Source organism: Propioniciclava sp. MC1595, assembly GCF_017569205.1.
In the GTDB taxonomy this organism is placed as follows: domain Bacteria; phylum Actinomycetota; class Actinomycetes; order Propionibacteriales; family Propionibacteriaceae; genus Propioniciclava.
In genome coordinates this window covers 1,804,364-1,829,628 of record NZ_CP071870.1, presented here as the reverse complement: position 1 = coordinate 1,829,628, position 25,265 = coordinate 1,804,364, and the positions used below count along the sequence as shown (strand labels likewise).

The following is a 25,265-nucleotide window of genomic DNA, read 5'->3' as shown; positions in this document are numbered from 1 at the left end:
CCCGATCCTAGAGTCCCGCTTAGTGCCTAAACGAAGCACCAAGCCACGGCATCACCGCAAGTCACGGCCCCTACCGATGCAAGAATCGCCGAACGGTGACCCAACTCAGGTCAATCGATGGCCGGGACGACGAGTGCGCGCCCGATGAGGGAGATCGACATGCGGTCGCCCACTCGCAAGGGCTGATCGGTGGACACCCGGAAGGTGGGTCCACTTTCGCCGGAGACTGGTCCCAGCGTGAGGCGTCGATGGTCCCCGTGAAAGGCCAAAGACCGCACGATCCAGTCCCCCCGCACGTCGAGGCGCGCTGAGACCTGGTGGGGGCGGGCGACAACTGTGGCGGCGCCGTCAGGCACACCGAGGGCTGGGATTGGCCCGATCACCGTCTGGGCCATCCCGCGCGTGACGATGGCGTCAAGCTCTAGCGTCGAGCCCAACAGGCGCGCGGTGGCCAGGTCGTTGGGCCGTTCGTAGACCTCCTGCGGCGGCCCGACCTGACGCAGTTCTCCTGCCTCCAGGACCGCCACCAGATCGGCGAAAGCGAGTGCCTCCTCCTGGTCGTGGGTGACCAGCACGGTGGTGACACCGGCCTCGTGCAGGACCTCGCCGACCAGGTCGCGCGTTGATTCTCGCAGGTGGGTATCGAGGGCCGAAAAAGGCTCGTCCAACAGCATCACTGCGGGGTGGCGAGCCAATGCCCGAGCCAACGAGACGCGCTGCTGCTGCCCGCCCGAGAGTTGGTCGGGGCGCCGCTTGGCCAGATCGGGGGACAGGTTGACGATCTCCAGTAACTCGGCAATGGCTTCGGGCGTCCGTTCGGAGCGTGGCAGTCCGAAACCGACGTTCGACCGCACCGACAGATGGGGGAACAGCGCACCATCCTGCGACACGTACCCGATGGAGCGCTTGTGCGGTGGCACCCACGTCTGTCCGCAGACGGAGACGCCGTCGATGAAGACGTCGCCGGCGGTGGGGAACTCGAATCCTCCGATGCAGCGCAGCAGGGTGGTCTTGCCGCTGCCCGAGGGCCCGACAACGGCGAGAACAGCGCCACGCGGGACGGCGAGGTCGATGCCGTGCAGCACTTCGGTCGACCCGTAGCTGGCCCGAACCCCTCGGACGACGAGCGCCTCGCTCACGATCGATCTCCTCGGGACTCGCGGAACAAGATGATGGTCATCGGCACCGACAAAGCGATGAGCAGCAGCGCATAGGGCGCGGAGGCAGGGTAGTCCAGCTCGGTGCTCAACGACCAGAATCTGGTGGCTAGCGTCGTTGTCCCGGTCGGAGCAAGCAGCAACGTGGCGGTCAGCTCTCCGGCGATGCCCAAGAAGGCCATGGACGCCCCGGCCCCGAACGCCGGCGCCAACACCGGGACCGTCACTCGGACCAAGGTTCGGACGGGGTTGCTGCCCAAGGATGCCGCTGCCTCGCCGAGCGAGGTCGGCACCTGCGCCATTCCTGCGCGCAAACTGGCCACCGCTCGCGGGAGGAACAGCACGACGTAGGCGGCCAAGAGCAGCACGCTCGACTGGTAGACGGCGGGGAGCCAACGGATCGACACCGTCACGAACGCCAGGCCGATGACGATCCCGGGAAGGGACGACGACATGAAGGCGAGGCCCTCCAGGGTTCGTGACCAGCGTGCTGGGCGCCGCACCGACAACCAGGCGATGGGTCCAGCGGCCAGGCATGTGGCCACCGCGCCGATGGTGGCGAAACCAAGCGTGCTCGCGAGCGCCTGCGGGATGCCGGGATCGAGCTCGACCCCGACCGAGAGCCAATGCACCAGTGACCACGCCGGGACGCCCAGGGCTGCGGTCAGCAGCGCCACCACAGCGCCCCACACGGGAACCAGCCACCCCCCAAGCGAAACGCGCTTGGCCTGGCGGGCTACCCCCGCACCGAGGCGCGCGTGGCGACGCCGCCCACGAACGACGGCCTCCCCACCCAGGACCACCAAGCACAGCAGCACCAGGACGCCGGCCAACATCGAAGCCGCCGGGGCAGCGAAGGTGGATCGGAACTGGTCGTAGATGGCGGTGGTGAAGGTGTCGAAGCGCACGAAGGCGAATGCCCCGTACTCCGCCAGCAGGTGCAGGGCGACGAGCAGCGCTCCGCCAAGCACCGGCAATCGCAACTGCGGCAAGGTGACGCGGCGTAGGACGCCGAAGGCTGTGAGGCCGAGCGCTGCGCCCGACTCCTCGAGCGCTGGATCCATCCGTCGAAGCGTCGCCAAGACGGGGAGGTAGACGAACGGGAAGTAGCTGATCGTGGCGATCAGGGACGCCCCGGCCAGCCCGGCGATGGAGGGCCAGACCGTCGCCCACGCGTAGCTCATGACGAACGCCGGCACCGCCAAGGGCGCGACGAAGGCCGCGGACAGCCACGCCGGCACATGGGTCCGCTCCACCAGCAGAGCAGCGCTCGTGCCGATCACGATGGTGGCGGGCACAACCACCACCTGGAGGGCCACGGTGTTACCGATCAGTTCCGCGACTCGGGATCGGAATACGAGCCGGGCGACCAACTCAGGCCCGGCGTCGATGGTGGCCACGATGATGAAGCCGATGGGCACCAGGGTCAGCGCGACGACGAGCATCGCGGCCGCGATGGTCACTGGAAGGTGACCCCGCGGCCGTGATGCTCGTCGCTGTGGTGCCTGGGTGATGGTCAGAGCAAGCCCGCCTGCTGCATGAGCTCGACCACCTTGGGGCTGTTGAGCGAGGCCGGGTCGATCGTGGGGGCGTCCATCTCGGTGAGTGGCTTGAGCTTGTCATGAGCGCCGACACCGGAGGCCACCGGGTACTCGAACGATGTGCCGTCGCGCAGCACTTCCTGGCCCGCCTGGCTGACGATGTAGGCCACGAATTTCTGGGCGGCGTCAGCGTTCTTCGATGACTTCAGCACACCGCCACCGGAGACAGACACGATGCCTAAGTTCCGACATTAACGCAAGTTCAGCGTTGCTGAATCCCGCATGTCGACACAGTGGTGCGCTTCACGTGCCACCCTCGGCTGCGACCCGGGCAGCGGCGACACCTGCAGCGTCAGGGTCGAGGTAGCGCGGAATGCCCAACCGCCCTGCCGTGACCGGCACCAGCAGGGGGTGACCGGCCGGAATGTTCAGGTGCTCTACCTGCTGATCCGGCAGCCCGAACACGACCGATGCCAGGGCGCGCAAAGTGTTGCCGTGCGCCACGACGAAGATGGTGGCACCGCCGGCCAAGGGTGGCTCGATGGCTTCTTGCCAGAAGGGGAGAACGCGGATCGCCACATCGGCCAGCGATTCACCGACACCAGCGTCGAGGGTGCCTCGCTCCATGACCGGAGCCGGGTCAATCCAGCCGGCCACCTGCTCGGGGGACGCTGACGGCGGGCGCCCACCGACGGTGCGCCGCCACGTGAAGAAGTCCTCGTCGCCGTAGCGGTGACGAGCAGCAGCTTTCGACAGCCCGGTGAGGCAGCCGTAGCCACGTTCGACCAAACGCCAGGTTGAGCGAACCTCAACCTGCTGGCTCGACTCGCCCAGCAGCAGCTCAGTCGTGTGGGTAGCGCGCCGCATTGTGGACTGCCACACCACATCGGGCACCAGCCCCTCTGCCGCGATGAGGGACGCCGCCACCGCCACTTGGGCCTCCCCCGACGGCGCCAGAGGGGCGTCCAGCAGACCGGTGAACACGCTGGCCGCATTGAACGTGGTCTCGCCGTGCCGCAGCAGCATCAAGGTGCCCATGCTGCATTGTCTCGCAGGATGGCTAGCATCACCGGTGTGACTGACCTGTTCGGCAATCCCATCGATGACCCGGCCCCGCTGCGTGGTGGGTCGCTCGCGGGCGCCGACCACGCCGACCTACCGCTGGCCGTGCGCTTACGACCTCGCACGGTCGAGGAGATCGTCGGCCAACAGCACCTCTTGACGCCAGGGTCACCCTTGCGGCGCCTGGCCGACGGCCAACCGATGAGCGTGTTCCTGTGGGGGCCGCCGGGGGTAGGGAAGACCACCATCGCCTCGGTCGTGTCACAGAGCACGAACCGCCGCTTCGTGGAGCTTTCAGGCGTGACCGCCGGGGTCAAGGAGGTGCGCGCCGAACTGGAGACTGCCAAGCGCGAACTCGCCCGAGGCCGGGGGACCGTCCTGTTCGTCGACGAGGTGCACCGCTTCAACAAGGCCCAACAAGACGTGCTCCTGCCCGCCGTGGAGAATCGGCTGGTCACCCTCATCGCGGCCACCACGGAGAACCCGTCCTTCTCGGTCATCTCGCCGCTGCTCAGCCGGTCGCTGCTGCTCACCTTGAAGCCGCTGACGGACGCTGACATCGATGTGCTTCTCAATCGAGCACTCGCCGACGAGCGGGGTCTGCGCGCTGGCGAGGGCCAGCCGTTCACGCTGGCTGAGGAGGCACGGGCGAGCATCATCCGCCTGGCCGGTGGAGACGCCCGACGGAGCCTCACGTACCTCGAGGAGGCCGCTGCCTCGGCTGAGGCGCACGGCGCCACCGAGATCGGTCCGGACGCCGTGGAGCAGGCCGTCGACAAGGCCGCGATCCGCTACGACAAGGATGGCGACCAGCACTATGACGTGATCAGCGCGTTCATCAAGAGCGTGCGCGGTTCCGACGTGGACGCGGCGCTGCACTACTTGGCCCGCATGCTGGAGGCGGGTGAAGACCCGCGGTTCATCGCGCGACGTCTCATCATCTCCGCGAGCGAGGACATCGGCATGGCCGCACCGTCGGTGTTGCAGACGTGCGTGGCCGCGGCCCAAGCCGTGCAGTTGATCGGCATGCCCGAGGGACGCCTGCCGCTCGCGCAGGCGACGGTGGCCGCGGCGACCGCCCCGAAGTCGAACGCCGTCTACGTGGCTGTGGACGCTGCCGTTGCCGACGTGAAGGCCGGCAAGGTCGGCCAGGTACCACCGCACCTGCGCGACGCCCACTACTCAGGCGCCGAGAAGCTCGGCCACGGCCAGGGGTACCTCTATGCCCACGATGCTCCCCACGCTGTCGCTGCCCAGCAGTACCTTCCCGACGACCTGATGGACGCCCGGTACTACCGCCCCACGTCGCACGGCAACGAGGCCCAGATCGCCGAGCGCTGGGTGACGATCAGGTCATTGCTCGGCCGGGAAGGCTGAGCCTCGATTCACCTCGTGACGACGGTGATCTCGATGGCTTCGATCTGGCGGCCTTGTCCGGTGGTTCCGGCGGTGGCTCCGTCGGTGACCCAGGCTTGCCAGCCGATCCCTCGCACGTAGGCGCGGTAGCGGACGCTGTAGCGGGTGACTAGTTCGCCGGTGAGGCTGATCTGGAAGGCTTCCATGCGCAGGCCGCGGCCGGATGTTCCGATGGCGTTGGCCGAGGTGGATGGTGACATCCAGCCGATGTCTTGCACGTGGGCGCGGTAGCTGACGTCACCGGAGATGCCTGGTGCGGACACCTTGAACCGCAGTGCCTCGGCGCGTTTGCCGATGGTGCCGGCGGCTCCGCTGGTGAGGGTTGGGCCCCATCCGATGTCTTGGCTGTGCACGGAGTAGGACGCGGTCGCGTTGGGCGTCACTGGCGTGGTGGGCGTGGGTGACGTTGTTGGCTTCGGGGTCGGCGACGGAGACGTCGTGGGCGTAGGCGTGGGCGTGGGGGAAGCCGTCGGTGTGGGTGTGGGCGTCACCGTGGGCGTGGGGGAAGCCGTCGGTGTGGGTGTGGGCGTCACCGTGGGCGTCACCGACGGGGACGGAGCGTTGCGAGGGACGACGGTGATCTCGATGGCTTCGATCTGGCGGCCTTGTCCGGTGGTTCCGGCGGTGGCTCCGTCGGTGACCCAGGCTTGCCAGCCGATCCCTCGCACGTAGGCGCGGTAGCGGACGCTGTAGCGGGTGACTAGTTCGCCGGTGAGGCTGATCTGGAAGGCTTCCATGCGCAGGCCGCGGCCGGATGTTCCGATGGCGTTGGCCGAGGTGGATGGTGACATCCAGCCGATGTCTTGCACGTGGGCGCGGTAGCTGACGTCACCGGAGATGCCTGGTGCGGACACCTTGAACCGCAGTGCCTCGGCGCGTTTGCCGATGGTGCCGGCGGCTCCGCTGGTGAGGGTTGGGCCCCATCCGATGTCTTGGCTGTGCACGGAGTAGGACGCGGTCGCGTTGGGCGTCACTGGCGTGGTGGGCGTGGGTGACGTTGTTGGCTTCGGGGTCGGCGACGGAGACGTCGTGGGCGTAGGCGTGGGCGTGGGGGAAGCCGTCGGTGTGGGTGTGGGCGTCACCGTGGGCGTCACCGACGGCGTGGGGGTCGGTGTGGCCTTGGCCACGAGCACAACCTGGATGGCCTCGAGTTGACGCGACTGACCAGTGGTGCCCGCAGTCGCCCCGTCCGTGACCCAGGGTTGCCAGCCGAGACCGCCAACGTGGGCGCGGTAGCGAATCGAGTACTGGGCCGCCACGGGGCCGCTGAGCGTCAGGCGGACCGCTTCGAGCGACCGCTGCTGGCCCACAGTTCCGGCATGACGCGACGTGCCGACCGGGTCACGCCACCCGACGCCGGAGACATGCGCGCTGGTCAAGATGTCGCCCGACAGGCCGGAGCCCAGTGCGAGACGCAGGGCCTCCATGCGCAGACCCTCACCCACGGTGCCTGCGGTGGCACCATCGGCGACCCCGCGCATCCAGCCGCGGTTGGCCGAGTGCGCTGCATAGATGACCTGACCCGTCACAGCCGCATACGGGGCCGGGCGGGCGTTGAGGTGTCGTTGGAGGGCCTGGATGGTGGTGGGGTCCAACACGCCGGACCGCGATACGCCCAGGTAACCCTGCAGTGCGGTCACGGTTTGGGTGTCCCTGGCGCCCGTCTGTGTGGCGCCGACCCGGCGCTGGAGTGCGAGATTGGTTTCTCGGCCCCACACACCATCGGCCGCGGTGCCCAGCCACTTTTGCATTTCGATGACGGTTCCCTTGTCCAGGAACCCCGTCGTCTCGAGGGTGATCTTGCCGTCGACGGGGCTCGGGCTGGGCACCTCGGTGACCGGTGTGGGCTGGGGCTGAACCACGGTGTAGCTCACGGTGTCCAGCTTCGACTTCACCGAGGCGCGGATCTGCGGGAGCATCGCGTAGACGGTGGCGCCCGGGCAGTTGGTGGCATTCTCATCGCGGTGCGCGGAAATGGCGTTCAGGAACGTCGATCCGCCATCTTGACCGCCGGAACCGAAGGTGCTGCCGTAGGGATTGACGCCATGGATGGCGAACTTCCAGGCGATCACGGAATTACCGGTCGCGATCATCGCCGCTGGGGGCGAGACCTGATCGAAGTCCCCCATGAACGACAGACCGAAGACCCGGGAGTTCGTCACGCCCAGGGCGTGACCGCCGGCGATGGCACGATCCAGACCACCGCCACGCCCCTCCCAGGCGGTGCCGAACCGGTCGACCAACACGTTGTAACCGATGTCCTTCCAGCCACGGGAGTTCACGTGGTACGCCTGAATCGATCGCAGGAGGCCTGGAACGTCTGCGGCCGTGTAGGAGTTGGTGCCGGCCGTGTGGTGAATCATGGCTCCGGTAACGATGCCTTCCTCGTAGGGCAAGCCCACGATGGACTCGTTAGCACCCCACGCGGCACGGCTTCGGATCGCGGGCTTCAACACGTCGTATGCGACGGAGTTCGTGGTGGCCGCCTGGGTTGTGATCGCGGCGGAATCCGTGGCGGAGGTGGAGGAGTACAACGACACATCCGCTTCGACTGGGGCAGCCGACAGCGTGGCCACTTCGACGCGCGCCACGCCGGCGACAACGATCGGCTCGGAGCCAGACGTCCCAGCCTCTGCTTGGGACACGGCTGACGCGTCCACTTCGTGCCACTCAGAAACCTCGCCGTCGTTCGACGTCGTCCGATAGAGCACCTCGGGGAGCGCGCTGCCCTGCCAGGTGACGCCGACCACAGCCGTAGGAGTGTCGACCGTGACGTCGGCGAGACTCACGATCTTGTCGCGCGCTTGGCGGGCCTTGTCCGAGGCCGCATCAGGCAGTGTGCGGGTCCGCTTGAGGCTGGCATGGGTGCTGTGCACCTTGCCCGATCCCTGGCTCGGCTTCGGTGCCGCGTGTGCGGGAGCAGGGGCGGCTACCAGCCCGAAGGAGACCGTGAGAGCCGTCACCATGGCCATCGGGATCCGGACCAGACCTCGCCAGGCCGTGGCGCGACCTGAAACGGAAAGATGCCGGTCGTTCGTCACCCCGGCCCGCGCGGGGGTAGCGGAGTCGTCGACAGGTTGGGAACGCCCAATGTTCAGCACAGAGATCAGTCTCAATGATTTCGGTACGACACTCAAGACAGGTCTCAACCCCCGGTCTACGGATGGGATGCCGGCCCCAGTGCTCGGGTGCGTGCCGATGATGGCTGCGAGCAGTCGTCGCCACCGTCTGAAGTAGGCTGGCCCGCGTTGTCGAATCGCAGGGGAATCATGTCTGTCGGAGAAGTCGCCGGGCTCATCGCCGCCATCGCGTTCGTGTTCCTCGTGGGCATGTGCGCGATCCCGCTGCTCAAGCTGGGCAAGGTGCTCGACGAACTCGCAACTGCCGTCAAGGATGTCGGAACCGGGACGACCCCGATCCTGTCCGAACTCAAGGAGACGGTCACGGTCACCAATCACGAGATCGCCAAGATCAGCGATGTCACGGCGGAGGTCGAGAAGGTCACCGCCGACGTGGCGCGCGTCAGCAACCACGCCAGCACGGTGGTGGAGAACACTGCAGCACTGTCCAAGATCATGACCGCGGCTGTCGGACGCCCCCTGGTGGCGGTGGCGTCCACTTCGCACGCCCTGCGCACCGCGATCGCGGCCAAGGTCGAGGGGCAGAGCCGGTGAGCCGCAGCTTCTGGTTCTTTGCGGGCGCTGCGACGTCGGTGTTCGTCGCCGTCAAGGGCCGGGAGTACTATCGACGACTGACTCCGGCGGGGATGGCCGAGGAGATCGAGCGCCGCGCCGAGGAGACCACCGACAAGGCGAAGCTCTGGCTCGACGACTTCGCCACCACGTTCAGCAACGCCCGAGCGGCCAAGCGATCCGAGCTGATGGCCCTGCTCACCAAGGACGAAAGAGGACAACTGGAATGAAGACCGCGGAGATCCGGCGCCGGTTCCTGGACCACTTCACCGCCGCCGGGCACACCCTGGTGCCCTCTGCGTCGCTGGTCTACAACGACCCGACCCTGCTGTTCGTCAACGCCGGCATGGTGCCGTTCAAGTCCTACTTCACCGGCGCCGAGGACGCGCCCTACGACACCGCCACCAGCTGCCAGAAGTGCGTGCGCACCCTCGACATCGAGGAGGTCGGCAAGACCACCCGCCACGGCACCTTCTTCCAGATGAACGGCAACTTCTCCTTCGGTGACTACTTCAAGGAGGGTGCGATCCAGCACGCCTGGAAGCTGGTCACCGGTTCGGTCGACGGCGGCGGGCTCGGCTTCGACCCCGACAAGGTGTGGGTCACCGTGCTCGGCCCCGGCCACCACCCCGACTTCCCCGAGGGGGACGCCGAGGCGGTCGCGCTGTGGAGGTCCGTCGGCCTGCCCGACGAGCGCATCCAGCGCCGCGACCTGAAGGACAACTACTGGAACATGGGCGTCCCCGGCCCCGGCGGACCCTGCTCCGAGATCTACATCGACCGCGGTCCGGCCTACGGCCCCGAGGGCGGCCCGGTCGTCGACGAGGACCGCTTCCTCGAGATCTGGAACCTCGTCTTCATGCAGCAGGAGCTGTCCGCGGTCCGTGCCAAGGACGACTTCGACGTGCTGCGCCCGCTGCCGAAGCCGAACATCGACACCGGCATGGGCCTGGAGCGTGTTGCCTACCTGATGCAGGGCAAGGACAACATGTACGAGATCGACCAGATCTTCCCGGTCATCGAGAAGGCCGCCGAGCTGTCGGGCAAGCGCTACGGCGCGAACCACGACGACGACGTGCGCATGCGCGTCGTGGCCGACCACGTGCGCTCCGGCCTCATGCTCATGACCGACGGTGTCACCCCCGGCAACGAGGCCCGCGGCTACGTCCTGCGCCGCCTGCTGCGCCGCAGCGTGCGCGCGATGCGCCTGCTGGGCGTGCACGACCCGGTGCTGCCCGAACTGCTCCCGATCAGCAAGGGCCTCATGGAGGAGTCCTACCCCGAGGTCACCAGCGAGTGGGCCCGCGTGTCGGCGTCCGCGTACGCCGAGGAGGAGAGCTTCCGGCGGACGCTGGCCTCCGGCACCCAGATCTTCGACGTCGCGGTGCGCAACGCCAAGGCGGCCGGGCAGACCACGCTGGCCGGCGACCAGGCGTTCCAGCTGCACGACACCTACGGGTTCCCCATCGACCTGACCCTCGAGATGGCCTCCGAGGCCGGCCTCGAGGTCGACCGCGCCGAGTTCACCCGCCTCATGGGTGAGCAGAAGGCGCGCGCCAAGGCCGACGCCCGCGCCAAGAAGGGCGGCGCAGTCAACACCGAGGCCTACCGCCAGCTGCGTGAGGCGGGCGAGACCCCGTTCCTCGGCTTCACCGACCTGACCGTGCCCAGCCGCGTGCGCGGCATCGTGCGCGACGGTGCGGTCGTCCCGTCCGCCCAGCCCGGCGACGTCGTCGAGGTCGTGCTGGCCGAGACCCCGTTCTACGCCGAGGCCGGTGGCCAGGACGCCGACGCCGGCGTCCTCACTGCGCCCGGCCTGGCGCTCGACGTGCTCGACGTGCAGCGTCCCGTCCAGGGCCTGGTCGTGCACAAGGTGCTGGTCAACGAGGGCGAGCTAACCGCGGGCGCCGAGGTGCTGGCGCAGGTGGACGCCGCGGCGCGCCTCGGCGCGTGCCAGGCCCACACCGCCACGCACATCGTCAACGCCGCGCTGCGCCAGCTGCTGGGCGACACCACCCACCAGGCCGGCTCGTACAACAAGCCCGGCTACCTGCGCTTCGACTTCAATGCCACGGCCGGGCTCTCGACCGACGCCAAGGCCGAGCTCGAGGGCATCGTGAACCAGGCGGTCCGCGACAACTTCGCCGTCACCGACCGCGAGATGCCCTTGGACGAGGCCAAGGCGCTCGGCGCCCAGGCCATGTTCGGCGAGAAGTACGGCAACGTCGTGCGCATGGTCGAGCTCAACGGCGCCTGGAGCCGCGAGCTGTGCGGTGGTACGCACGTGGGCTCGACCGCCCAGATCGGGCTGGTGAACCTGCTCGGCGAGGGCTCGATCGGCTCCGGCATCCGCCGCGTCGAGGCGCTGGTGAGCGGGGACGCCTTCTCGCGCTTCGCCGCCGAGCGCGCCCTGGTCGGCACCCTGGCCGACACGCTCAAGACCCAGCCCGACCAGCTCGTCGACCGCGTCGAGAAGCTGCTCGCCCAGCTCAAGTCGGCCGAGAAGGAGATCGCCGACCTGCGCACCCAGCAGCTGCTCGGCAACCTCGACGCCCTGGCCGCCTCGGCCACCGACGTCGGTGCGGTCAAGCTCGTCGCCCGCGCCATGCCCGGTGTCGGCGGCGGCGACCTGCGCACGCTGGCCATGGGCCTGCGCGACAAGCTGTCCAGCCAGCCGGCGGTCGTCGCGCTGGTCGGCGGCGAGGCGAAGCCAGTCGTGATCGTGGCCACCACCGACGCCGCCCGCGCGGCCGGCGCGAAGGCCGGCCAGCTGGTCGGCGTCGCCGCGGCCCAGCTCGGCGGCAAGGGCGGCGGCAAGGACGACCTCGCCCAGGGCGGTGGCTCCGACGCCGCGGGCACCGACGCGGCGCTGGCCGCGATCCGCGACGCCCTGGCCGGATGACGGACGACGCACTGCGCGGCGTCCGGCTCGGCATCGACTGGGGGCAGGCGCGCATCGGGGTCGCGGCGTGTGATGCCGGCGGCGTCCTCGCCTTCCCCGTGGAGACGATCGCGCCGGCGTCCGACGCCCGGGTCGTGCGCGACCGCCTGACGGCGATCGTGGAAGAGTACGAACCCGTCGTGGCCTACCTCGGCCTGCCCCGCCACCTGCGGGGTGCGGAGGGGGAGTCCGCCGCGAAGGCGCGGGGCCAGGCACGGTGGCTGGCGCGCACGTTCCCCGACGTGGCCGTGCACCTGGTGGACGAGCGGATGACCACGGTGTCCGCGACGCGGCAGCTGCAGGAGGCGGGCAGGTCGGCCAAGACCCAGCGCGCCGTGATCGACCAGGCCGCCGCCGTGGCAATCTTGAACCACGCGCTCGACACCGAACGCCTCACCGGCGCGCGGGCCGGGGAGCGAATCGAAGGAAAGGTGTGACATGACCGAGCCTCGCCGGGCCCGCCGACGGGACAGGCTGCGCGACCCCGAGACGGGGCAGTGGGACATGGCGGAGGTGCGCCACCGCATGAAGGGTTGGGCGGCCGTGCTCGTCGCCCTGGCCGTGATCGTGGGCGGCGGCTGGTTCGTCGGGAACCGCGCTTGGGACGCCTTCATGGACTTCCGCACCCAGGAGGACTACATCAGCGTGGCCGGGCTGGAGGACGTGCAGGTCACGATCCCCGCAGGCTCCACGATGGGCCAGATGGCGACCATGCTGCAGGAAGCCAACGTCGTGAAGTCCGCCGACACCTTCACCAAGTACGCCCGGAGCCGCCCCGACGAGGCGGCGAGGATCCAGGCGGGCACCTACAACCTCCGCACCGAGATCTCGGCGCAGAGCGCCTTCGACCGGCTGCTCGACCCGGCCAACATCGTGCGCAACATGATGCGCATCCCCGAGGGGCTGCGCCTCTCCGAGGCCCTGGCGCAGATCTCCGAGCGCACGAAGATCCCGCAGGAGGAACTGCAGGCGGTCATCGACGACCCCGCCGAGCTGGGCCTGCCCGAGTGGGCCGGCGGCAAGGCCGAGGGCTTCCTGTACCCCGAGACCTACGAGATCGGGGCCGACCCGACCGCGCTGTCGGTGCTGCAGATCCCGGTCAACCACTTCAAGAAGGTGGCGGCCGAGATCGACTTCGAGAACCGCGCGGCATCCACCCCGCTCGGCGACCCGTACCAGACGCTGGTCATGGCCAGCATCGTCGAGCGCGAGGCCCGCAGCGCCGAGGACCGCGCGATGGTCGCCCGGGTGTTCTACAACCGCCTCGAGAAGGGCATGCCCCTGCAGTCCGACGCGACGACGGCGTACGCCAACAACACCACCGGTCGTGCGGCCACCACCGATGCCGAGCGGGCGCTGGACAGCCCGTACAACACCTACCACCCGTCGACGGCCGGCAAGCTCACCCCGGGCCCGATCAGCTCGCCCGAGCGGTCCGCGCTGGAGGCGGCCCTGGCCCCGGCCGAGGGCGACTGGCTGTTCTTCGTGACCGTGGACCTCGACACCGGTGAGACCAAGTTCACCAACACGCTGGACGAGCACAACGCCGCCGTGGCCGAGCTGCGCGCGTGGTGCGCGGCCAGCCCTGAGAACCAGAAGAAGTGCACCGGCTGACCGTGGGAGACTGACGCCCATGTTGCGTTGGTTGACCGCAGGGGAGTCCCACGGTCGCGCCCTGGTGGCGACGATCGAGGGCATCCCCTCCCACGTCCGTGTCAGCACCGACGACCTGGCCGAGGCGCTGCGGCGCCGCCGGCTCGGCGTCGGCCGGGGGGCCCGGATGAAGTTCGAGGCCGACGAGGTGACGATGCTCACCGGCATCCGCCACGGCGAGACGCTGGGCTCGCCCATCGCGGTCATGGTGGGCAACACCGAGTGGCCCAAGTGGGAGACCGTGATGGCCCCCGACGAGGTCGACCCGGCCGTCCTCGATCAGCAGGCCCGCAACGCCGCCCTCACCCGTCCGCGCCCCGGCCACGCCGACCTGGCCGGCATGCAGAAGTACGAGTGGGACGAGGCCCGTCCCATCCTCGAGCGCGCCTCCGCCCGTGAGACCGCGGCCCGCGTGGCCCTCGGCCGGATCGCCAGCAACTTCCTCGACCAGGCCTACGGGGTGCAGGTCGTCAGCCACGTCGTCGAGATCGGCCCGGTCCGCTCGACGGGGCTGGCGCTGCCGACGTTCGCCGACCGCGACGCCATCGACGCCGACCCGGTGCGCTGCTTCGACGCCGAGTCCTCGGCCCGCATGCTCGCCGAGATCGAGGCCGCCAAGGCCGAGGGCGACACCATCGGCGGCGTCGTCGAGGTGGTCGCGACCGGCCTGCCCCCCGGCATCGGCTCGCACAGCCAGGGCGACCGCCGCCTCGACGCCCGCCTCGCGGGCGCCCTCATGGGGATCCAGGCCATCAAGGGGGTCGAGGTCGGCGACGGGTTCGAGCTCGCCCGCACCCGCGGGTCGCTGGCCCACGACGAGATGGTGCTGGACGGCGACCACATCGCCCGCACCGGCAACCGCTCCGGCGGCACCGAGGGCGGCATGAGCACCGGCGAGGTGCTCCGCGTCCGCGCCGCGATGAAGCCGATCGCGACCGTGCCGCGCGCGCTGCGGACGGTCGACACGGCGTCCATGACCCCGGCCCAGGCCCACCACCAGCGCTCCGACGTGTGCGCGGTGCCGGCCGCCGGCGTCGTCGCCGAGGCCATGGTCGCGCTGGTGCTGGCCGAGCAGATGCTGGAGAAGTTCGGCGGCGACTCGCTGGCCGAGACCTCCCGCAACCACCGCGCCTACCTCGACCGCCTGGGCGAGCGGGGGCTGGCGTGACCACGATCGCCCTGATCGGCGCCCCCGGCTCGGGCAAGTCGACCGTCGGAGCGCTGCTGGCCGAGCGGCTGCGGCTGCCGTTCTTCGACGTCGACACCGAGATCGAGCGGATGCACGGCAAGCTCGTCCGCGAGATCTTCGCCGACGACGGCGAGGAGGCCTTCCGCGCCATCGAGAAGGACGCCACCCTGTCGCTGCTCGTCGGCGACGGCGTGGTCAGCCTCGGCGGCGGCGCGCCCATGACCCCGGCGATCGCCGAGGCGCTGGCCGACGTGCAGACCGTCTGGCTCAAGGTGGACGCCCACGACGCGTTCAAGCGCGTCGGCCTGGACGACAGCCGACCGCTGCTGGCCGGCGGGGGCATCCGGGCGACCCTGATCACGATGCTGCGGGCCCGCACGCCCGTCTACGCGGCGGTCGGCCGCCTCCACGTCGACACCTCCGGGCGCGAGCCGGTCGAGGTCGTCGAGGAGATCATCGCTCGGCTGCAGGAGCCGGCAGCATGAGCGGGTTGAGCACCATCCACGTCGCGACGGCCCAGCCCTACGACGTGACGGTCGGCCACGGGGCCGTCTCGGGCCTGCGCGCGGCCGTCGGGGATGCCGCCCGCGTCGCGATCCTGCACCCCAAGGTGCTGGGTGACGAGGCGACCGCGCTGGCCCACCAACTCGACGCCGAGGTGACGCAGGTCCAGCTGCCGCGCGGCGAGAAGGCCAAGACCGCCAAGGTGCTGGACGCCTGCTGGAAGATCCTCGCCGAGGACGGGTTCACCCGCACCGACGCCGTCGTCGGCCTCGGCGGGGGAGCGACCACCGACCTGGCCGGCTTCGTGGCCGCGACCTGGCTGCGCGGCGTCCGGTACGTGTCGGTGCCCACGACCCTGCTGGCCATGGTGGACGCCGCGGTCGGCGGCAAGACCGGCATCAACCTCAAGGCGGGCAAGAACCTCGTCGGCGCGTTCTGGGAGCCGGCCGCGGTCCTGGCCGACCTGGACTTCCTGACCAGCCTGCCGACCGACGACCTGCGCGGGGGCCTGGCCGAGATGGCCAAGCACGGCTTCATCGCCGACCCCCGCACCCTCGAGCTGTTCGAGGCCGACCCGCAGGCGCTCCTGACCCCGGGCAGCGCCGCGCTCGCCGAGGCTGTGTCCCGGTCGATGGAGGTCAAGGCCGGCGTCGTCGCCGGCGACCTGCGCGAGCGCACCAGCGCCGGCGCGCAGGTGGGACGCGAGCTGCTCAACTACGGCCACACGCTCGCGCACGCGATCGAGCGTCGCGAGAAGTACACGATGAGCCACGGCTACGCGGTCAGCATCGGCGCCCAGTTCGCGGCGCTGCTCAGCCGCAACCTCGGCCACGCCGACGACGCCTTCGTCGAGCGCCACCGGGCGGTGTTCGGGTCGGTGGGACTGCCGCTCACTTACGACGCCGACGCCTGGGACGACCTGCGCGAGACCATGAACCTCGACAAGAAGACCCGGGCCGGGTCGCTGCGGTTCGTGCTGCTGGACGCCGTGGGCAGCCCGTTCATCGCCGAGGCCCCCGACGAGGGCCTCCTGCGCGACACCTACGCCGAGCTCGCCGGCTGATGTACACCCCGCGTCACTTCGCGATGACCGACGAGCACGTCCGGTCGCTGCTCGGGACCGCCGAGACGGCCCAGCTGGTCACGGCCCACGAGACCGGGCCGGTCGCGACCCTGCTGCCCCTCACGTGGCGTCCGGACGCCGCGGGCGAGGGTCTCGGCTCGCTCGTCTTCCACGTGACCCGGGTGAACCCGGTGTGGAAGGAACCCCACCTGGGCGAGGCGCTGGCGATCCTGTCGGGGCCCGACGGCTACATCGACGCCGACTGGTACGCCTCCAACGCCGAGGCCCCGGGCGTCCCGACGTGGAACTACGTCACGGTGCACGCCTACGGGCCGCTGGTAGTCCACGACGACGCCGAGTGGCTGCGCGCCGCGGTGTGGGACATGTCCGACCGGTTCGGCTACGACACCGACAAGGTCGACCCCGACGCCATCGAGCGGATGCTGCGCGCCATCGTCGGCATCGAGCTGCCCATCGCCCGGGTCGAGGCCAAGGCCAAGCTCAACCAGAACCGGACCCCGGCCGACATCGCCGGCGCGATCGCGGGGTTGCGCTCGGTGGGCAACGTCCCGCTGGCCGACGTGATGGACGAGGTCAGCGTCCCGCACGCCGAGCAGCGGCACGCGCTGCTGGCCGACATCCGGGGCCGCAACCTGGGCCACCTGCGCCCGCCGGTCGGCTGACGCCGCAGCCTGCGGCGTCCGGTACAGTTCTCCGTTGGAAACGCGACGCCGGAAGGACCATGCATGCCCACCATCTCGACCAACGACCTGAAGAACGGCACCGTTCTCGACATCGACGGCCAGCTCTGGCAGGTCATCTGGTTCCAGCACCACAAGCCGGGCAAGGGCAACACCGTCGTCCGCAGCAAGCTGAAGAACGTCCTGTCCGGCAAGATCGTCGACAAGACCTTCAACTCCGACACCAAGGTCGAGAGCGCCACGGTCGACCGCCGCGAGATGCAGTACCTGTACCACGACGGCCACGCGTTCGTGTTCATGGACACCGTGTCCTACGACCAGCTGAACATCGCCGACGAGATCGTCGGTGACGCCAAGGACTACATGCTCGAGAACCAGATGGCGCTCGTCGCCACCCACGACGGCAACCCGCTCTACATCGAGCTGCCGGCGTCGGTCGAGCTGGAGATCACCTACACCGAGCCCGGCCTGCAGGGCGACCGCTCCTCGGCCGGCACCAAGCCCGCCACGCTGGAGACCGGCAAGCAGATCCAGGTCCCGCTGTTCATCGAGCAGGGCACCCGGGTCAAGGTCGACACCCGCGACGGCAGCTACCTGGGTCGCGTCAGCGCGTGACCGACCGCCGCGACAACAGCACGCGGACCAAGGCCCGCAAGCGCGCCCTCGACGTCCTGTACGAGAGCGAGCTGCGGGGCCGCCCCGCTGCGGAGACGCTCGCCGAGCGCATCGGCCTGGCGCCCGTGCGCCCCTTCACGATCCAGCTGGTCAACGGCTGCATCGAGCACGCCGACGAGCTGGACGCCGTGATCGCGGCCAGCCTCACCGGTTCGTGGACGCTGGAGCGCATGGCCCGCGTCGACCGCAACCTCGCGCGCATCGCGCTGTTCGAGATCGCGCACACGGACACGCCCGCACCCGTCGCGATCGACGAGGCCGTCGGGCTGGCCGCCGAGTTCTCCACCCCCGAGTCGCCCGCGTTCCTGAACGGGCTGCTCAACGCCGCCGTGCAACGGCTTTCCGCTCCGGGGGATCCCGGGGCCGAGTGAGGAAGGACACCACCATGGAACCTCGAACCGCACCACCAGCTCTGTTGGTCCTCGAGGACGGTCGCGTTTTCCGTGGGGTGTCCTTCGGCGCCACCGGCGAGACCTTCGGCGAGGCCGTCTTCTCCACCGGCATGACCGGCTACCAGGAGACGCTGACCGACCCCAGCTACCACCGTCAGGTCGTGGTCGCGACCGCGCCGCACATCGGCAACACGGGCTGGAACGACGAGGACGACGAGTCGCGCCGCATCTGGGTGGCCGGCTACGTCGTGCGCGACGTGTCCCGGGTCCGCTCGAACTGGCGCTCCAACCGGTCGCTGCACGAGGTGCTCGCCGAGCAGGGCGTCGTCGGCATCGCCGAGGTCGACACCCGCGCCCTCACGCGCCACCTGCGCGAGCGCGGCGCCATGCGGGTGGGCATCTCCACCACCGAGACGGACGCCGACAAGCTCCTGGCGCGCGTGCTCGAGCAGCCGCCCATGGCGGGCGCCAACCTCGTCGGCGACGTGACGGTCGAGCAGCCCGCCGTCGTGCCCGCCGAGGGGGAGCGCCGCTTCACCGTGGCCGCCGTCGACCTCGGCATCAAGGACATGACCCCGACGATGATGGCCCGCCGCGGCATCGAGGTGCACGTGCTGCCTGGCTCCTCGACGCTGGCCGACATCCGCGCCACGGGGGCCGACGGTGTCTTCTTCAGCAACGGGCCCGGCGACCCCGCCGCCGCCGGCGAGGCGGTCGCGCTGCTCACCGAGGTGCTGGACGCCGGCCTGCCCTACTTCGGCATCTGCTTCGGCAACCAGATCTTCGGGCGCGCCCTCGGGTTCGGCACCTACAAGCTCACCTACGGCCACCGCGGCATCAACCAGCCCGTGCTCGACCGCCGGACGGGCAAGGTGGAGATCACCGCCCAGAACCACGGCTTCGCGGTCGACGCACCGCTGGACCGCGACACCGACACCCGCTGGGGCACGGCCCGGGTCAGCCACGTCTGTCTCAACGACGACGTCGTCGAGGGCCTGGAGCTGCTCGACGGCGACGGCCGCCTGCGCGGCTTCTCGGTGCAGTACCACCCCGAGGCGGCCGCCGGCCCACACGACTCGGCCTACCTGTTCGACCGTTTCGTCGCGATGCTCGAGGGGAACTGACATGCCACGCCGTACCGACATCAGCTCGATCCTCGTGATCGGGTCGGGCCCGATCGTGATCGGCCAGGCCTGCGAGTTCGACTACTCGGGCACCCAGGCCTGCCGCGTGCTGCGGGAGGAGGGGTTCCGGGTGGTCCTGGTGAACTCCAACCCGGCCACGATCATGACCGACCCCGAGTTCGCCGACGCCACCTACATCGAGCCGATCACCCCCGAGATGGTCGAGAAGGTCATCGCGCTGGAGCGGCCCGACGCGATCCTGCCCACGCTGGGCGGCCAGACGGCCCTCAACACGGCGGTGGCCCTCCACGAGAACGGCGTGCTCGAGCGCTACGGGGTCGAGATGATCGGCGCCAGCTTCGACGCCATCCAGCGCGGCGAGGACCGGGAGAAGTTCAAGGACATCGTGTCCGGCCTCGACGTCCCGGGCGCGAGGCCCGAGTCGGCCCGGTCGGTGGTCTGCCACACGCTGGAGGACGTGCTCGCCGCGGCGTCCGAGCTCGGTTACCCGCTCGTGCTGCGGCCCAGCTTCACGATGGGCGGGGTCGGGTCGGGCTTCGCCCACGACGAGGCCGAGCTGCGCGAGATGGCCGCCATCGGGCTGGCCGCCTCGCCGGTGACCGAGGTGCTGGCCGAGGAGTCGATCCTGGGCTGGAAGGAGTACGAGCTGGAGGTGATGCGTGATGCGGCCGACAACGTCGTCATCATCTGCTCGATCGAGAACCTCGACCCGATGGGCGTCCACACCGGCGACTCGATCACGGTCGCCCCGGCGATGACGCTGACCGACCGCGAGTACCAGGCCATGCGCGACGTCGCCATCGCGATCATCCGCGAGGTCGGGGTCGACACCGGCGGCTGCAACATCCAGTTCGCCGTCAACCCGGTGGACGGGCGCATGGTCGTCATCGAGATGAACCCGCGCGTGTCGCGGAGCTCGGCGCTGGCGTCGAAGGCGACCGGGTTCCCGATCGCCAAGATCGCCGCGAAGGTCGCCGTCGGGTACACCCTGGACGAGATCGACAACGACATCACCGAGCAGACCCCGGCCAGCTTCGAGCCGACGCTGGACTATGTCGTGGTCAAGGTGCCCCGGTTCGCGTTCGAGAAGTTCCCGACGGCCGAGGACACGCTGACCACCCACATGAAGTCGGTGGGCGAGGCGATGGCTTTCGGCCGCAACTTCCCCGAGGCCCTGAACAAGGCGCTGCGCTCGCTGGAGGACCCGAAGGCCCCCTTCGACCTCACCTCGCCGATCCCCGAGTCGCTCGACGACATCCTGTCCCGCGTCGGCCGGCCGCACGACGGACGCCTCCAGCTCGTCATGCGCGCCTTCCGGGCCGGGGCGACGGTGGAGCAGCTGCACGTGGCCACCGGGATCGACCCGTGGTTCCTCGATCAGATCCTGCAGGTCTGGGAGCTCGCCCAGGAGGTGCGCGACCACGACAACCTGGCCCCCGACCTGCTGCGCCGGGCCAAGCGGATCGGCCTGTCCGACCACCAGGTCGCGCTGCTGCGGAACACCTCCGACGAGGTGATCCGGGGCGTGCGGTGGGCGCTGGGCGTGAACCCGGTCTACAAGACCGTCGACACCTGCGCCGCCGAGTTCGCCGCCCGGACGCCCTACCACTACTCGACCTACGACGAGGAGGACGAGGTCGCCGAGCGGACGAAGCCCGCGGTGCTCATCCTCGGCTCGGGCCCCAACCGCATCGGGCAGGGCATCGAGTTCGACTACTCGTGCGTGCACGCCGCGATGGCGCTGCGCGAGGCCGGCTACGAGGCCGTGATGGTCAACTGCAACCCCGAGACCGTCTCGACCGACTACGACACCTCCGACCGGCTCTACTTCGAGCCGCTGACGCTGGAGGACGTGCTCGAGGTCTACCACGCCGAGCTTGACAAGGGCCCGGTGGCCGGCGTCATCGTGCAGCTGGGCGGACAGACGCCGCTGAAGCTCGCCCAGGCGCTCAAGGACAACGGGGTGCCGATCGTCGGCACCTCCCCCGAGGCGATCAACGCGGCCGAGGAGCGGGGCGCCTTCGGCGACGTCCTCGTCGCGGCCGGGCTGCCCGCCCCGCGCTACGGCATGGCGCAGAGTGCCGCCCAGGCCGTCGAGATCGCCAACCGCATCGGCTACCCGGTGCTCGTGCGCCCCAGCTATGTGCTGGGCGGGCGCGGCATGGAGATCGTCTACGACGACGAGGCGCTGGTCGGCTACATCCACCGGGCGACCTTCATCACCCCGCAGCAGCCGGTGCTGGTCGACCGGTTCCTCGACGACGCGATCGAGATCGACGTCGACGCCCTGTTCGACGGCAGCGACCTGTACCTGGGCGGGGTCATGGAGCACATCGAGGAGGCCGGCATCCACTCCGGCGACTCGGCGTGCACGCTGCCCCCGATCACGCTGGGCACCGACGTCATCGAGCGGATCCGGGTCGCCACCGAGGCGATCGCCCGGGGCGTGGGCGTCCGCGGCCTGATCAACATCCAGTACGCGCTACAGGGCGACACCCTGTTCGTGCTCGAGGCCAACCCGCGGGCGTCCCGCACCGTGCCGTTCGTGTCGAAGGCCACCGGCACCCAGCTGGCCAAGGCCTGCGCCCGGGTCATGCTGGGGGAGTCGATCGCCGACCTGCGCGCGGCCGGGGTGCTGCGCGCGACCGGCGACGGCGCCGAGCTCATCGAGACGGCCCCCATCGCGGTCAAGGAGGCCGTGATGCCGTTCAACCGCTTCCGGACGGCCGAGGGCGTCTCGGTGGACTCCTTGCTCGGCCCCGAGATGAAGTCGACCGGCGAGGTGATGGGTCTGGACGCCCGCTTCGGCACGGCCTTCGCCAAGTCCCAGACCGGCAGCTACGGCGGCCTGCCCACCGGCGGCACCGCCTTCGTGTCGATCGCCAACCGCGACAAGCGGCACGCGATCTTCCCCGTGAAGCGGCTGGCCGACCTCGGCTTCCGGATCGTCGCGACCGCCGGCACCGCCCAGGTGCTGCGCCGCAACGGGATCGAGGTCGAGGTGCTGCGCAAGGCGCACGAGGGGCGCGGACCCGACGGGCACCCGACGGTCGTGGACGCCATCCTGGCCGGCGAGGTGGACCTGATCTTCAACACCCCGCAGGGGGCCGGCGCCGACGGGCAGCCGCGCCGCGACGGCTGGTCGATCCGCTCGGCGGCCATCCTGCGGGACATCCCGATCATCACCACGGTGCAGGGCCTGTCCGCGGCCGTGCAGGGCATCGAGGCGACGCAGGCGGGGGAGGTCGGCGTCCGGTCACTCCAGGACTGGACGGCGCTCATGGCGCGATAGGGTCGTGGCCATGCTGCGCACCATCGTGGGGACGGGTTACGAGAGGGCCCTGCGCCCCCTGCTGTTCAAGGCCCGGGGCGGGGACCCGGAGAGCGTCCACGAGGACATGATCCGGGCGCTGTCGGTGCTCGCCCAGCTCCCCGGTGCGCGCGACCTGGCCCGCCTCTCGACGCGCAGCGCCTCGTCGCCGGTCGAGGTGGCCGGCATCCGGTTCCCGGGCCGGGTCGGCCTGGCCGCCGGCATGGACAAGGACGGACGCGCCGCCCTCGCGTGGCAGTACCTGGGCTTCGCGTTCGCCGAGCTCGGCACGGTCACCGCCCAGGCCCAGCCGGGCAACGAGCGGCCGCGCATCTTCCGGGCCCCGGAGTCGGGCGGACTGGTCAACCGGATGGGGTTCAACAACCACGGCGCGCTCGCCCTGGCCAACCGGCTCGCGGTCGCTGGCGTGTTCCGGGGCAACGGCGCAGCGGGCATCCCACTGGGCGTCAGCCTCGGCAAGACGAAGGTGGTCGAGGTGGAGGACGCCGTGGCCGACTACCTGGCCTCGTTCGACCTCGTGCACCCCCACGCCGACTACATCGCCGTGAACGTCTCCAGCCCCAACACCCCCGGCCTGCGCTCGCTGCAGGACGGGGGAGCGCTCGCCGAGCTGCTCGGCGCCCTCACCACCCGAGCCCGCCAGCTGCGCGCCGCCGACCCCGTGCCCGTGTTCGTCAAGGTCGCGCCCGACCTGACCTTCGATCAGCTCGACGAGGTCCTCGGTGCCGCCACGGACGCCAGCGTCTCGGGCCTGATCGCCACCAACACCACGCTGTCGCGCGAGGGCTTGGCCCCCTCGGACCGGCACCTGGCCGACGAGGCTGGCGGGCTGTCCGGGCGGCCGCTGACGGCCCGTGCGCGCGAGGTCGTCGGCTACGTGGCCGGCCACACCGACCTCCCGGTGATCGGGTCGGGCGGCGTCATGACCGCCGACGACGCGAAGTCCCTGTTGGACGTCGGCGCGAGCCTGGTCCAGATCTACACTGGCTTCATCTACGCGGGTCCCGCCCTCATCGCGTCCATCAACGAGGAGGTCAGGTGAGCACCTATCGCCAGCGGCTCAAGGAGGTCGTCGCCCAGCGCGGCAACCTCTGCGTCGGGATCGACCCCCATCCCTCCCTGCTGTCGGCCTGGGGACTGTCGCTCGACGCGTCCGGGCTGGAGGCCTATTGCCGCACCGTCGTGAACGGGCTCGGCGACGTGGTCGCCGTGTTCAAGCCGCAGGTCGCCTTCTTCGAGGTGTACGGCTCGGCCGGCTTCGCCGTGCTGGAGCGCCTGGTCGCGGCCATCCGCGAGGCCGGGGCGCTGTCCATCCTGGACGCCAAGCGCGGCGACATCGGCTCGACGATGCAGGCCTACGCCGAGGCGTTCCTCGCGCCGCACGCCCCCCTGGCCGGCGACGCCGTGACCGTGTCGCCCTACCTGGGCTTCGACTCGCTCATGCCCGCCTTCGAGCGCGCGATCGCCTTCGACAAGGGCGTCTACGTGCTGGCCCGCACCTCGAACCCCGAGGGCGGGCAGGTGCAGCTGGCGCTCGGGCAGGAGGGGTCGGTGGCGCAGACGATCATCGATTCGGCCCGCGAGCTCAACACGCGCGCCCGCACCCGCGCGATCGGCCTGGTCGTCGGCGGGACCCACCAGTCGCTGGCGTGCGACGTGTCGGAGTTCAACGGATCCATCCTCGTCCCGGGCATCGGGGCGCAGGGCGGTCGCATGGAGGACCTGCCCGGCCTGTTCGGCAGCGCCTACGACAACGTGCTGCCCATGGTGGGGCGTGGCATCCTGCAGGCAGGGCCCGACCCGGAGGCCCTACGGCAACGAGTTGCCACGTTCCTGCCCTCGTGAACGCCACGATTCGCCCGAATCAACCGTTAAGTTGTCTAATCTGCTGTACCAAGTCCACCGCATGACCCGTTGGGAGCCAGAGTGTCCATCCCCCAGCTCACGACCGAGCAGCTGCAGGCTGCTCGGGCTGCAGCAACCCAGGCGCGCCGCGTGCGCGCCGAGTTGAAGGCCAAGGTGCGCACCGGGGCGTTGTCCCTCGGTGAGGCGCTGGACGTCGCCCAGGCCGATGACGTGCTGGCGCACGTCAAGGTCGTCGACCTGCTCAAGTCCCTCCCGCGTGTCGGCGAGAAGCGCGCCACCGCCGTGATGGAGAAGCTCGACATCGCGTCGAACCGTCGCATCCGCGGCCTGGGGCGCCACCAGGTGGCGGGGCTCAAGGCCGAGTTCAAGTGAGGCACGGCATCACGGTGATCTCCGGGCCGGCAGGGGTCGGCAAGGGGACCGTGGTGCAGTTGCTGCGGGCGTCCCACCCCGAGGTGTGGGTGTCGGTGTCGGCGACGACGCGGCCCCCGCGACCGGGCGAGGTGGACGGCGTCCACTACCTGTTCACCTCCGACGCGGAGTTCGACCGCCTCATCGAGACCGACGGCCTGCTGGAGTGGGCCGTCGTCCACGGTCGGCACCGGTACGGGACGCCGGCGGGCCCGGTCCTCGAGGCGGCGGCCCAGGGGCGCCCGGTGATCCTGGAGATCGACCTGCAGGGGGCGCGCCAGGTCCGCGAGACGTTGCCGGAGGCCCATTTCGTCTTCCTGGCGCCGCCCGACTGGTCGACGCTCGTGAGCCGGCTGGAGGGCCGGGGAACCGAGTCGCCCGACCAGGTCGCGCGCCGTCTGGAGACCGCCCGCATCGAGCTCGCGGCGGCCGAGGAGTTCGACGAGGTCATCGTGAACGATGAGTTGGGACGCACGGTCGCGCAGCTGGTAGACTCCTTGGGTTTGCAACCCCAGACGTGATGAAG

Annotated in this window: 23 protein-coding genes; 18 read left to right on the top strand and 5 right to left on the bottom strand. The window is 70.1% G+C overall.

Going from position 1 to position 25,265, the window contains the following annotated elements:
- Positions 1–110 precede the first annotated feature (110 nt).
- The 4 genes from J4N02_RS08690 to J4N02_RS08675 all read right to left on the bottom strand — a co-directional run bounded on the left by J4N02_RS08690 (position 111) and on the right by J4N02_RS08675 (position 3,736).
- On the bottom strand, positions 111–1,139 hold the full coding sequence (locus J4N02_RS08690) for an ABC transporter ATP-binding protein (RefSeq protein ID WP_188334813.1): 1,029 nt from the start codon (positions 1,137–1,139) through the stop codon (positions 111–113).
- On the bottom strand, positions 1,136–2,602 hold the full coding sequence (locus J4N02_RS08685; protein ID WP_188334817.1) for an iron ABC transporter permease: 1,467 nt from the start codon (positions 2,600–2,602) through the stop codon (positions 1,136–1,138). Before J4N02_RS08685 ends, J4N02_RS08690 begins: the two co-directional genes overlap by 4 nt.
- Before the next feature lie 71 nt (positions 2,603–2,673).
- Positions 2,674–2,910 (bottom strand): hypothetical protein, encoded by a 237-nt coding sequence (locus J4N02_RS08680; RefSeq protein WP_188334814.1) that lies wholly within the window; start codon positions 2,908–2,910, stop codon positions 2,674–2,676.
- 91 nt (positions 2,911–3,001) lie between these two features.
- Positions 3,002–3,736: a 2,3-bisphosphoglycerate-dependent phosphoglycerate mutase gene (locus J4N02_RS08675; RefSeq protein ID WP_188334815.1), complete on the bottom strand. Its 735-nt coding sequence runs from the start codon at positions 3,734–3,736 to the stop codon at positions 3,002–3,004.
- A 36-nt stretch (positions 3,737–3,772) separates the two neighbouring features.
- Between J4N02_RS08675 and J4N02_RS08670 the strand changes: the two genes are divergently transcribed.
- On the top strand, positions 3,773–5,137 hold the full coding sequence (locus tag J4N02_RS08670) for a replication-associated recombination protein A (RefSeq protein WP_375539380.1): 1,365 nt from the start codon (positions 3,773–3,775) through the stop codon (positions 5,135–5,137).
- 8 nt (positions 5,138–5,145) lie between these two features.
- On the opposite strand, the gene J4N02_RS08665 is transcribed toward J4N02_RS08670, so the two are convergent.
- Positions 5,146–8,217: an N-acetylmuramoyl-L-alanine amidase gene (locus tag J4N02_RS08665; protein ID WP_208090911.1), complete on the bottom strand. Its 3,072-nt coding sequence runs from the start codon at positions 8,215–8,217 to the stop codon at positions 5,146–5,148.
- Between the two features lie 228 nt (positions 8,218–8,445).
- Between J4N02_RS08665 and J4N02_RS08660 the strand changes: the two genes are divergently transcribed.
- The 17 genes from J4N02_RS08660 (at position 8,446) to gmk (ending at position 25,260) form a co-directional block, all read left to right on the top strand.
- Complete coding sequence (locus J4N02_RS08660; protein ID WP_188334421.1) at positions 8,446–8,850, top strand: DUF948 domain-containing protein; 405 nt, start codon at positions 8,446–8,448, stop codon at positions 8,848–8,850.
- On the top strand, positions 8,847–9,098 hold the full coding sequence (locus tag J4N02_RS08655; RefSeq protein WP_188334420.1) for a hypothetical protein: 252 nt from the start codon (positions 8,847–8,849) through the stop codon (positions 9,096–9,098). Before J4N02_RS08660 ends, J4N02_RS08655 begins: the two co-directional genes overlap by 4 nt.
- Positions 9,095–11,770 (top strand): alanine--tRNA ligase, encoded by a 2,676-nt coding sequence (alaS, locus tag J4N02_RS08650; protein ID WP_188334419.1) that lies wholly within the window; start codon positions 9,095–9,097, stop codon positions 11,768–11,770. Before J4N02_RS08655 ends, alaS begins: the two co-directional genes overlap by 4 nt.
- On the top strand, positions 11,767–12,246 hold the full coding sequence (ruvX, locus tag J4N02_RS08645; RefSeq protein WP_188334418.1) for a Holliday junction resolvase RuvX: 480 nt from the start codon (positions 11,767–11,769) through the stop codon (positions 12,244–12,246). Before alaS ends, ruvX begins: the two co-directional genes overlap by 4 nt.
- 1 nt (position 12,247) lies before the next feature.
- Complete coding sequence (gene mltG, locus J4N02_RS08640; RefSeq protein ID WP_188334417.1) at positions 12,248–13,423, top strand: endolytic transglycosylase MltG; 1,176 nt, start codon at positions 12,248–12,250, stop codon at positions 13,421–13,423.
- 19 nt (positions 13,424–13,442) lie between these two features.
- The gene (aroC, locus tag J4N02_RS08635) at positions 13,443–14,630 is read left to right on the top strand and encodes a chorismate synthase (RefSeq protein WP_188334416.1); all 1,188 of its coding nucleotides are present in this window, start codon (positions 13,443–13,445) and stop codon (positions 14,628–14,630) included.
- Positions 14,627–15,136: a shikimate kinase gene (locus tag J4N02_RS08630; RefSeq protein WP_188334415.1), complete on the top strand. Its 510-nt coding sequence runs from the start codon at positions 14,627–14,629 to the stop codon at positions 15,134–15,136. The genes aroC and J4N02_RS08630 overlap by 4 nt, the downstream gene beginning before the upstream one ends.
- Entirely contained in the window at positions 15,133–16,218 is a 1,086-nt protein-coding gene (gene aroB, locus J4N02_RS08625; RefSeq protein ID WP_188334414.1) for a 3-dehydroquinate synthase, read from the top strand. Before J4N02_RS08630 ends, aroB begins: the two co-directional genes overlap by 4 nt.
- Positions 16,218–16,901: an FMN-binding negative transcriptional regulator gene (locus J4N02_RS08620; protein ID WP_188334413.1), complete on the top strand. Its 684-nt coding sequence runs from the start codon at positions 16,218–16,220 to the stop codon at positions 16,899–16,901. Before aroB ends, J4N02_RS08620 begins: the two co-directional genes overlap by 1 nt.
- A 63-nt stretch (positions 16,902–16,964) precedes the next feature.
- Positions 16,965–17,534 (top strand): elongation factor P, encoded by a 570-nt coding sequence (gene efp, locus J4N02_RS08615; protein ID WP_182815090.1) that lies wholly within the window; start codon positions 16,965–16,967, stop codon positions 17,532–17,534.
- Entirely contained in the window at positions 17,531–17,965 is a 435-nt protein-coding gene (gene nusB / locus J4N02_RS08610) for a transcription antitermination factor NusB (protein ID WP_182815089.1), read from the top strand. Before efp ends, nusB begins: the two co-directional genes overlap by 4 nt.
- A 14-nt stretch (positions 17,966–17,979) precedes the next feature.
- Positions 17,980–19,110, top strand: coding sequence for a glutamine-hydrolyzing carbamoyl-phosphate synthase small subunit (carA, locus tag J4N02_RS08605; protein ID WP_188334412.1), 1,131 nt, complete (start codon positions 17,980–17,982; stop codon positions 19,108–19,110).
- Between the two features lies 1 nt (position 19,111).
- On the top strand, positions 19,112–22,423 hold the full coding sequence (gene carB / locus J4N02_RS08600; protein ID WP_188334411.1) for a carbamoyl-phosphate synthase large subunit: 3,312 nt from the start codon (positions 19,112–19,114) through the stop codon (positions 22,421–22,423).
- A 10-nt stretch (positions 22,424–22,433) separates the two neighbouring features.
- Entirely contained in the window at positions 22,434–23,504 is a 1,071-nt protein-coding gene (locus tag J4N02_RS08595; RefSeq protein ID WP_188334410.1) for a quinone-dependent dihydroorotate dehydrogenase, read from the top strand.
- On the top strand, positions 23,501–24,307 hold the full coding sequence (pyrF, locus tag J4N02_RS08590; protein ID WP_188334409.1) for an orotidine-5'-phosphate decarboxylase: 807 nt from the start codon (positions 23,501–23,503) through the stop codon (positions 24,305–24,307). Before J4N02_RS08595 ends, pyrF begins: the two co-directional genes overlap by 4 nt.
- A 69-nt stretch (positions 24,308–24,376) precedes the next feature.
- Positions 24,377–24,700, top strand: a complete 324-nt coding sequence (mihF, locus tag J4N02_RS08585) for an integration host factor, actinobacterial type (protein ID WP_182815084.1) — start codon at positions 24,377–24,379, stop codon at positions 24,698–24,700.
- Complete coding sequence (gene gmk, locus J4N02_RS08580) at positions 24,697–25,260, top strand: guanylate kinase (protein ID WP_188334408.1); 564 nt, start codon at positions 24,697–24,699, stop codon at positions 25,258–25,260. Before mihF ends, gmk begins: the two co-directional genes overlap by 4 nt.
- Positions 25,261–25,265 lie beyond the last annotated feature (5 nt).

Bases quoted from the DNA above. Each gene is read 5' to 3' on its own strand.
- J4N02_RS08685 (WP_188334817.1), bottom strand. From the start codon at position 2,602: ATGCTCGTCGTCGCGCTGACCCTGGTGCCCATCGGCTTCATCATCGTG.
- J4N02_RS08675 (WP_188334815.1), bottom strand. From the start codon at position 3,736: ATGGGCACCTTGATGCTGCTGCGGCACGGCGAGACCACGTTCAATGCG.
- J4N02_RS08660 (WP_188334421.1), top strand. From the start codon at position 8,446: ATGTCTGTCGGAGAAGTCGCCGGGCTCATCGCCGCCATCGCGTTCGTG.
- alaS (WP_188334419.1), top strand. From the start codon at position 9,095: ATGAAGACCGCGGAGATCCGGCGCCGGTTCCTGGACCACTTCACCGCC.
- ruvX (WP_188334418.1), top strand. From the start codon at position 11,767: ATGACGGACGACGCACTGCGCGGCGTCCGGCTCGGCATCGACTGGGGG.
- mltG (WP_188334417.1), top strand. From the start codon at position 12,248: ATGACCGAGCCTCGCCGGGCCCGCCGACGGGACAGGCTGCGCGACCCC.
- aroC (WP_188334416.1), top strand. From the start codon at position 13,443: ATGTTGCGTTGGTTGACCGCAGGGGAGTCCCACGGTCGCGCCCTGGTG.
- aroB (WP_188334414.1), top strand. From the start codon at position 15,133: ATGAGCGGGTTGAGCACCATCCACGTCGCGACGGCCCAGCCCTACGAC.
- J4N02_RS08620 (WP_188334413.1), top strand. From the start codon at position 16,218: ATGTACACCCCGCGTCACTTCGCGATGACCGACGAGCACGTCCGGTCG.
- efp (WP_182815090.1), top strand. From the start codon at position 16,965: ATGCCCACCATCTCGACCAACGACCTGAAGAACGGCACCGTTCTCGAC.
- carA (WP_188334412.1), top strand. From the start codon at position 17,980: ATGGAACCTCGAACCGCACCACCAGCTCTGTTGGTCCTCGAGGACGGT.
- carB (WP_188334411.1), top strand. From the start codon at position 19,112: ATGCCACGCCGTACCGACATCAGCTCGATCCTCGTGATCGGGTCGGGC.
- J4N02_RS08595 (WP_188334410.1), top strand. From the start codon at position 22,434: ATGCTGCGCACCATCGTGGGGACGGGTTACGAGAGGGCCCTGCGCCCC.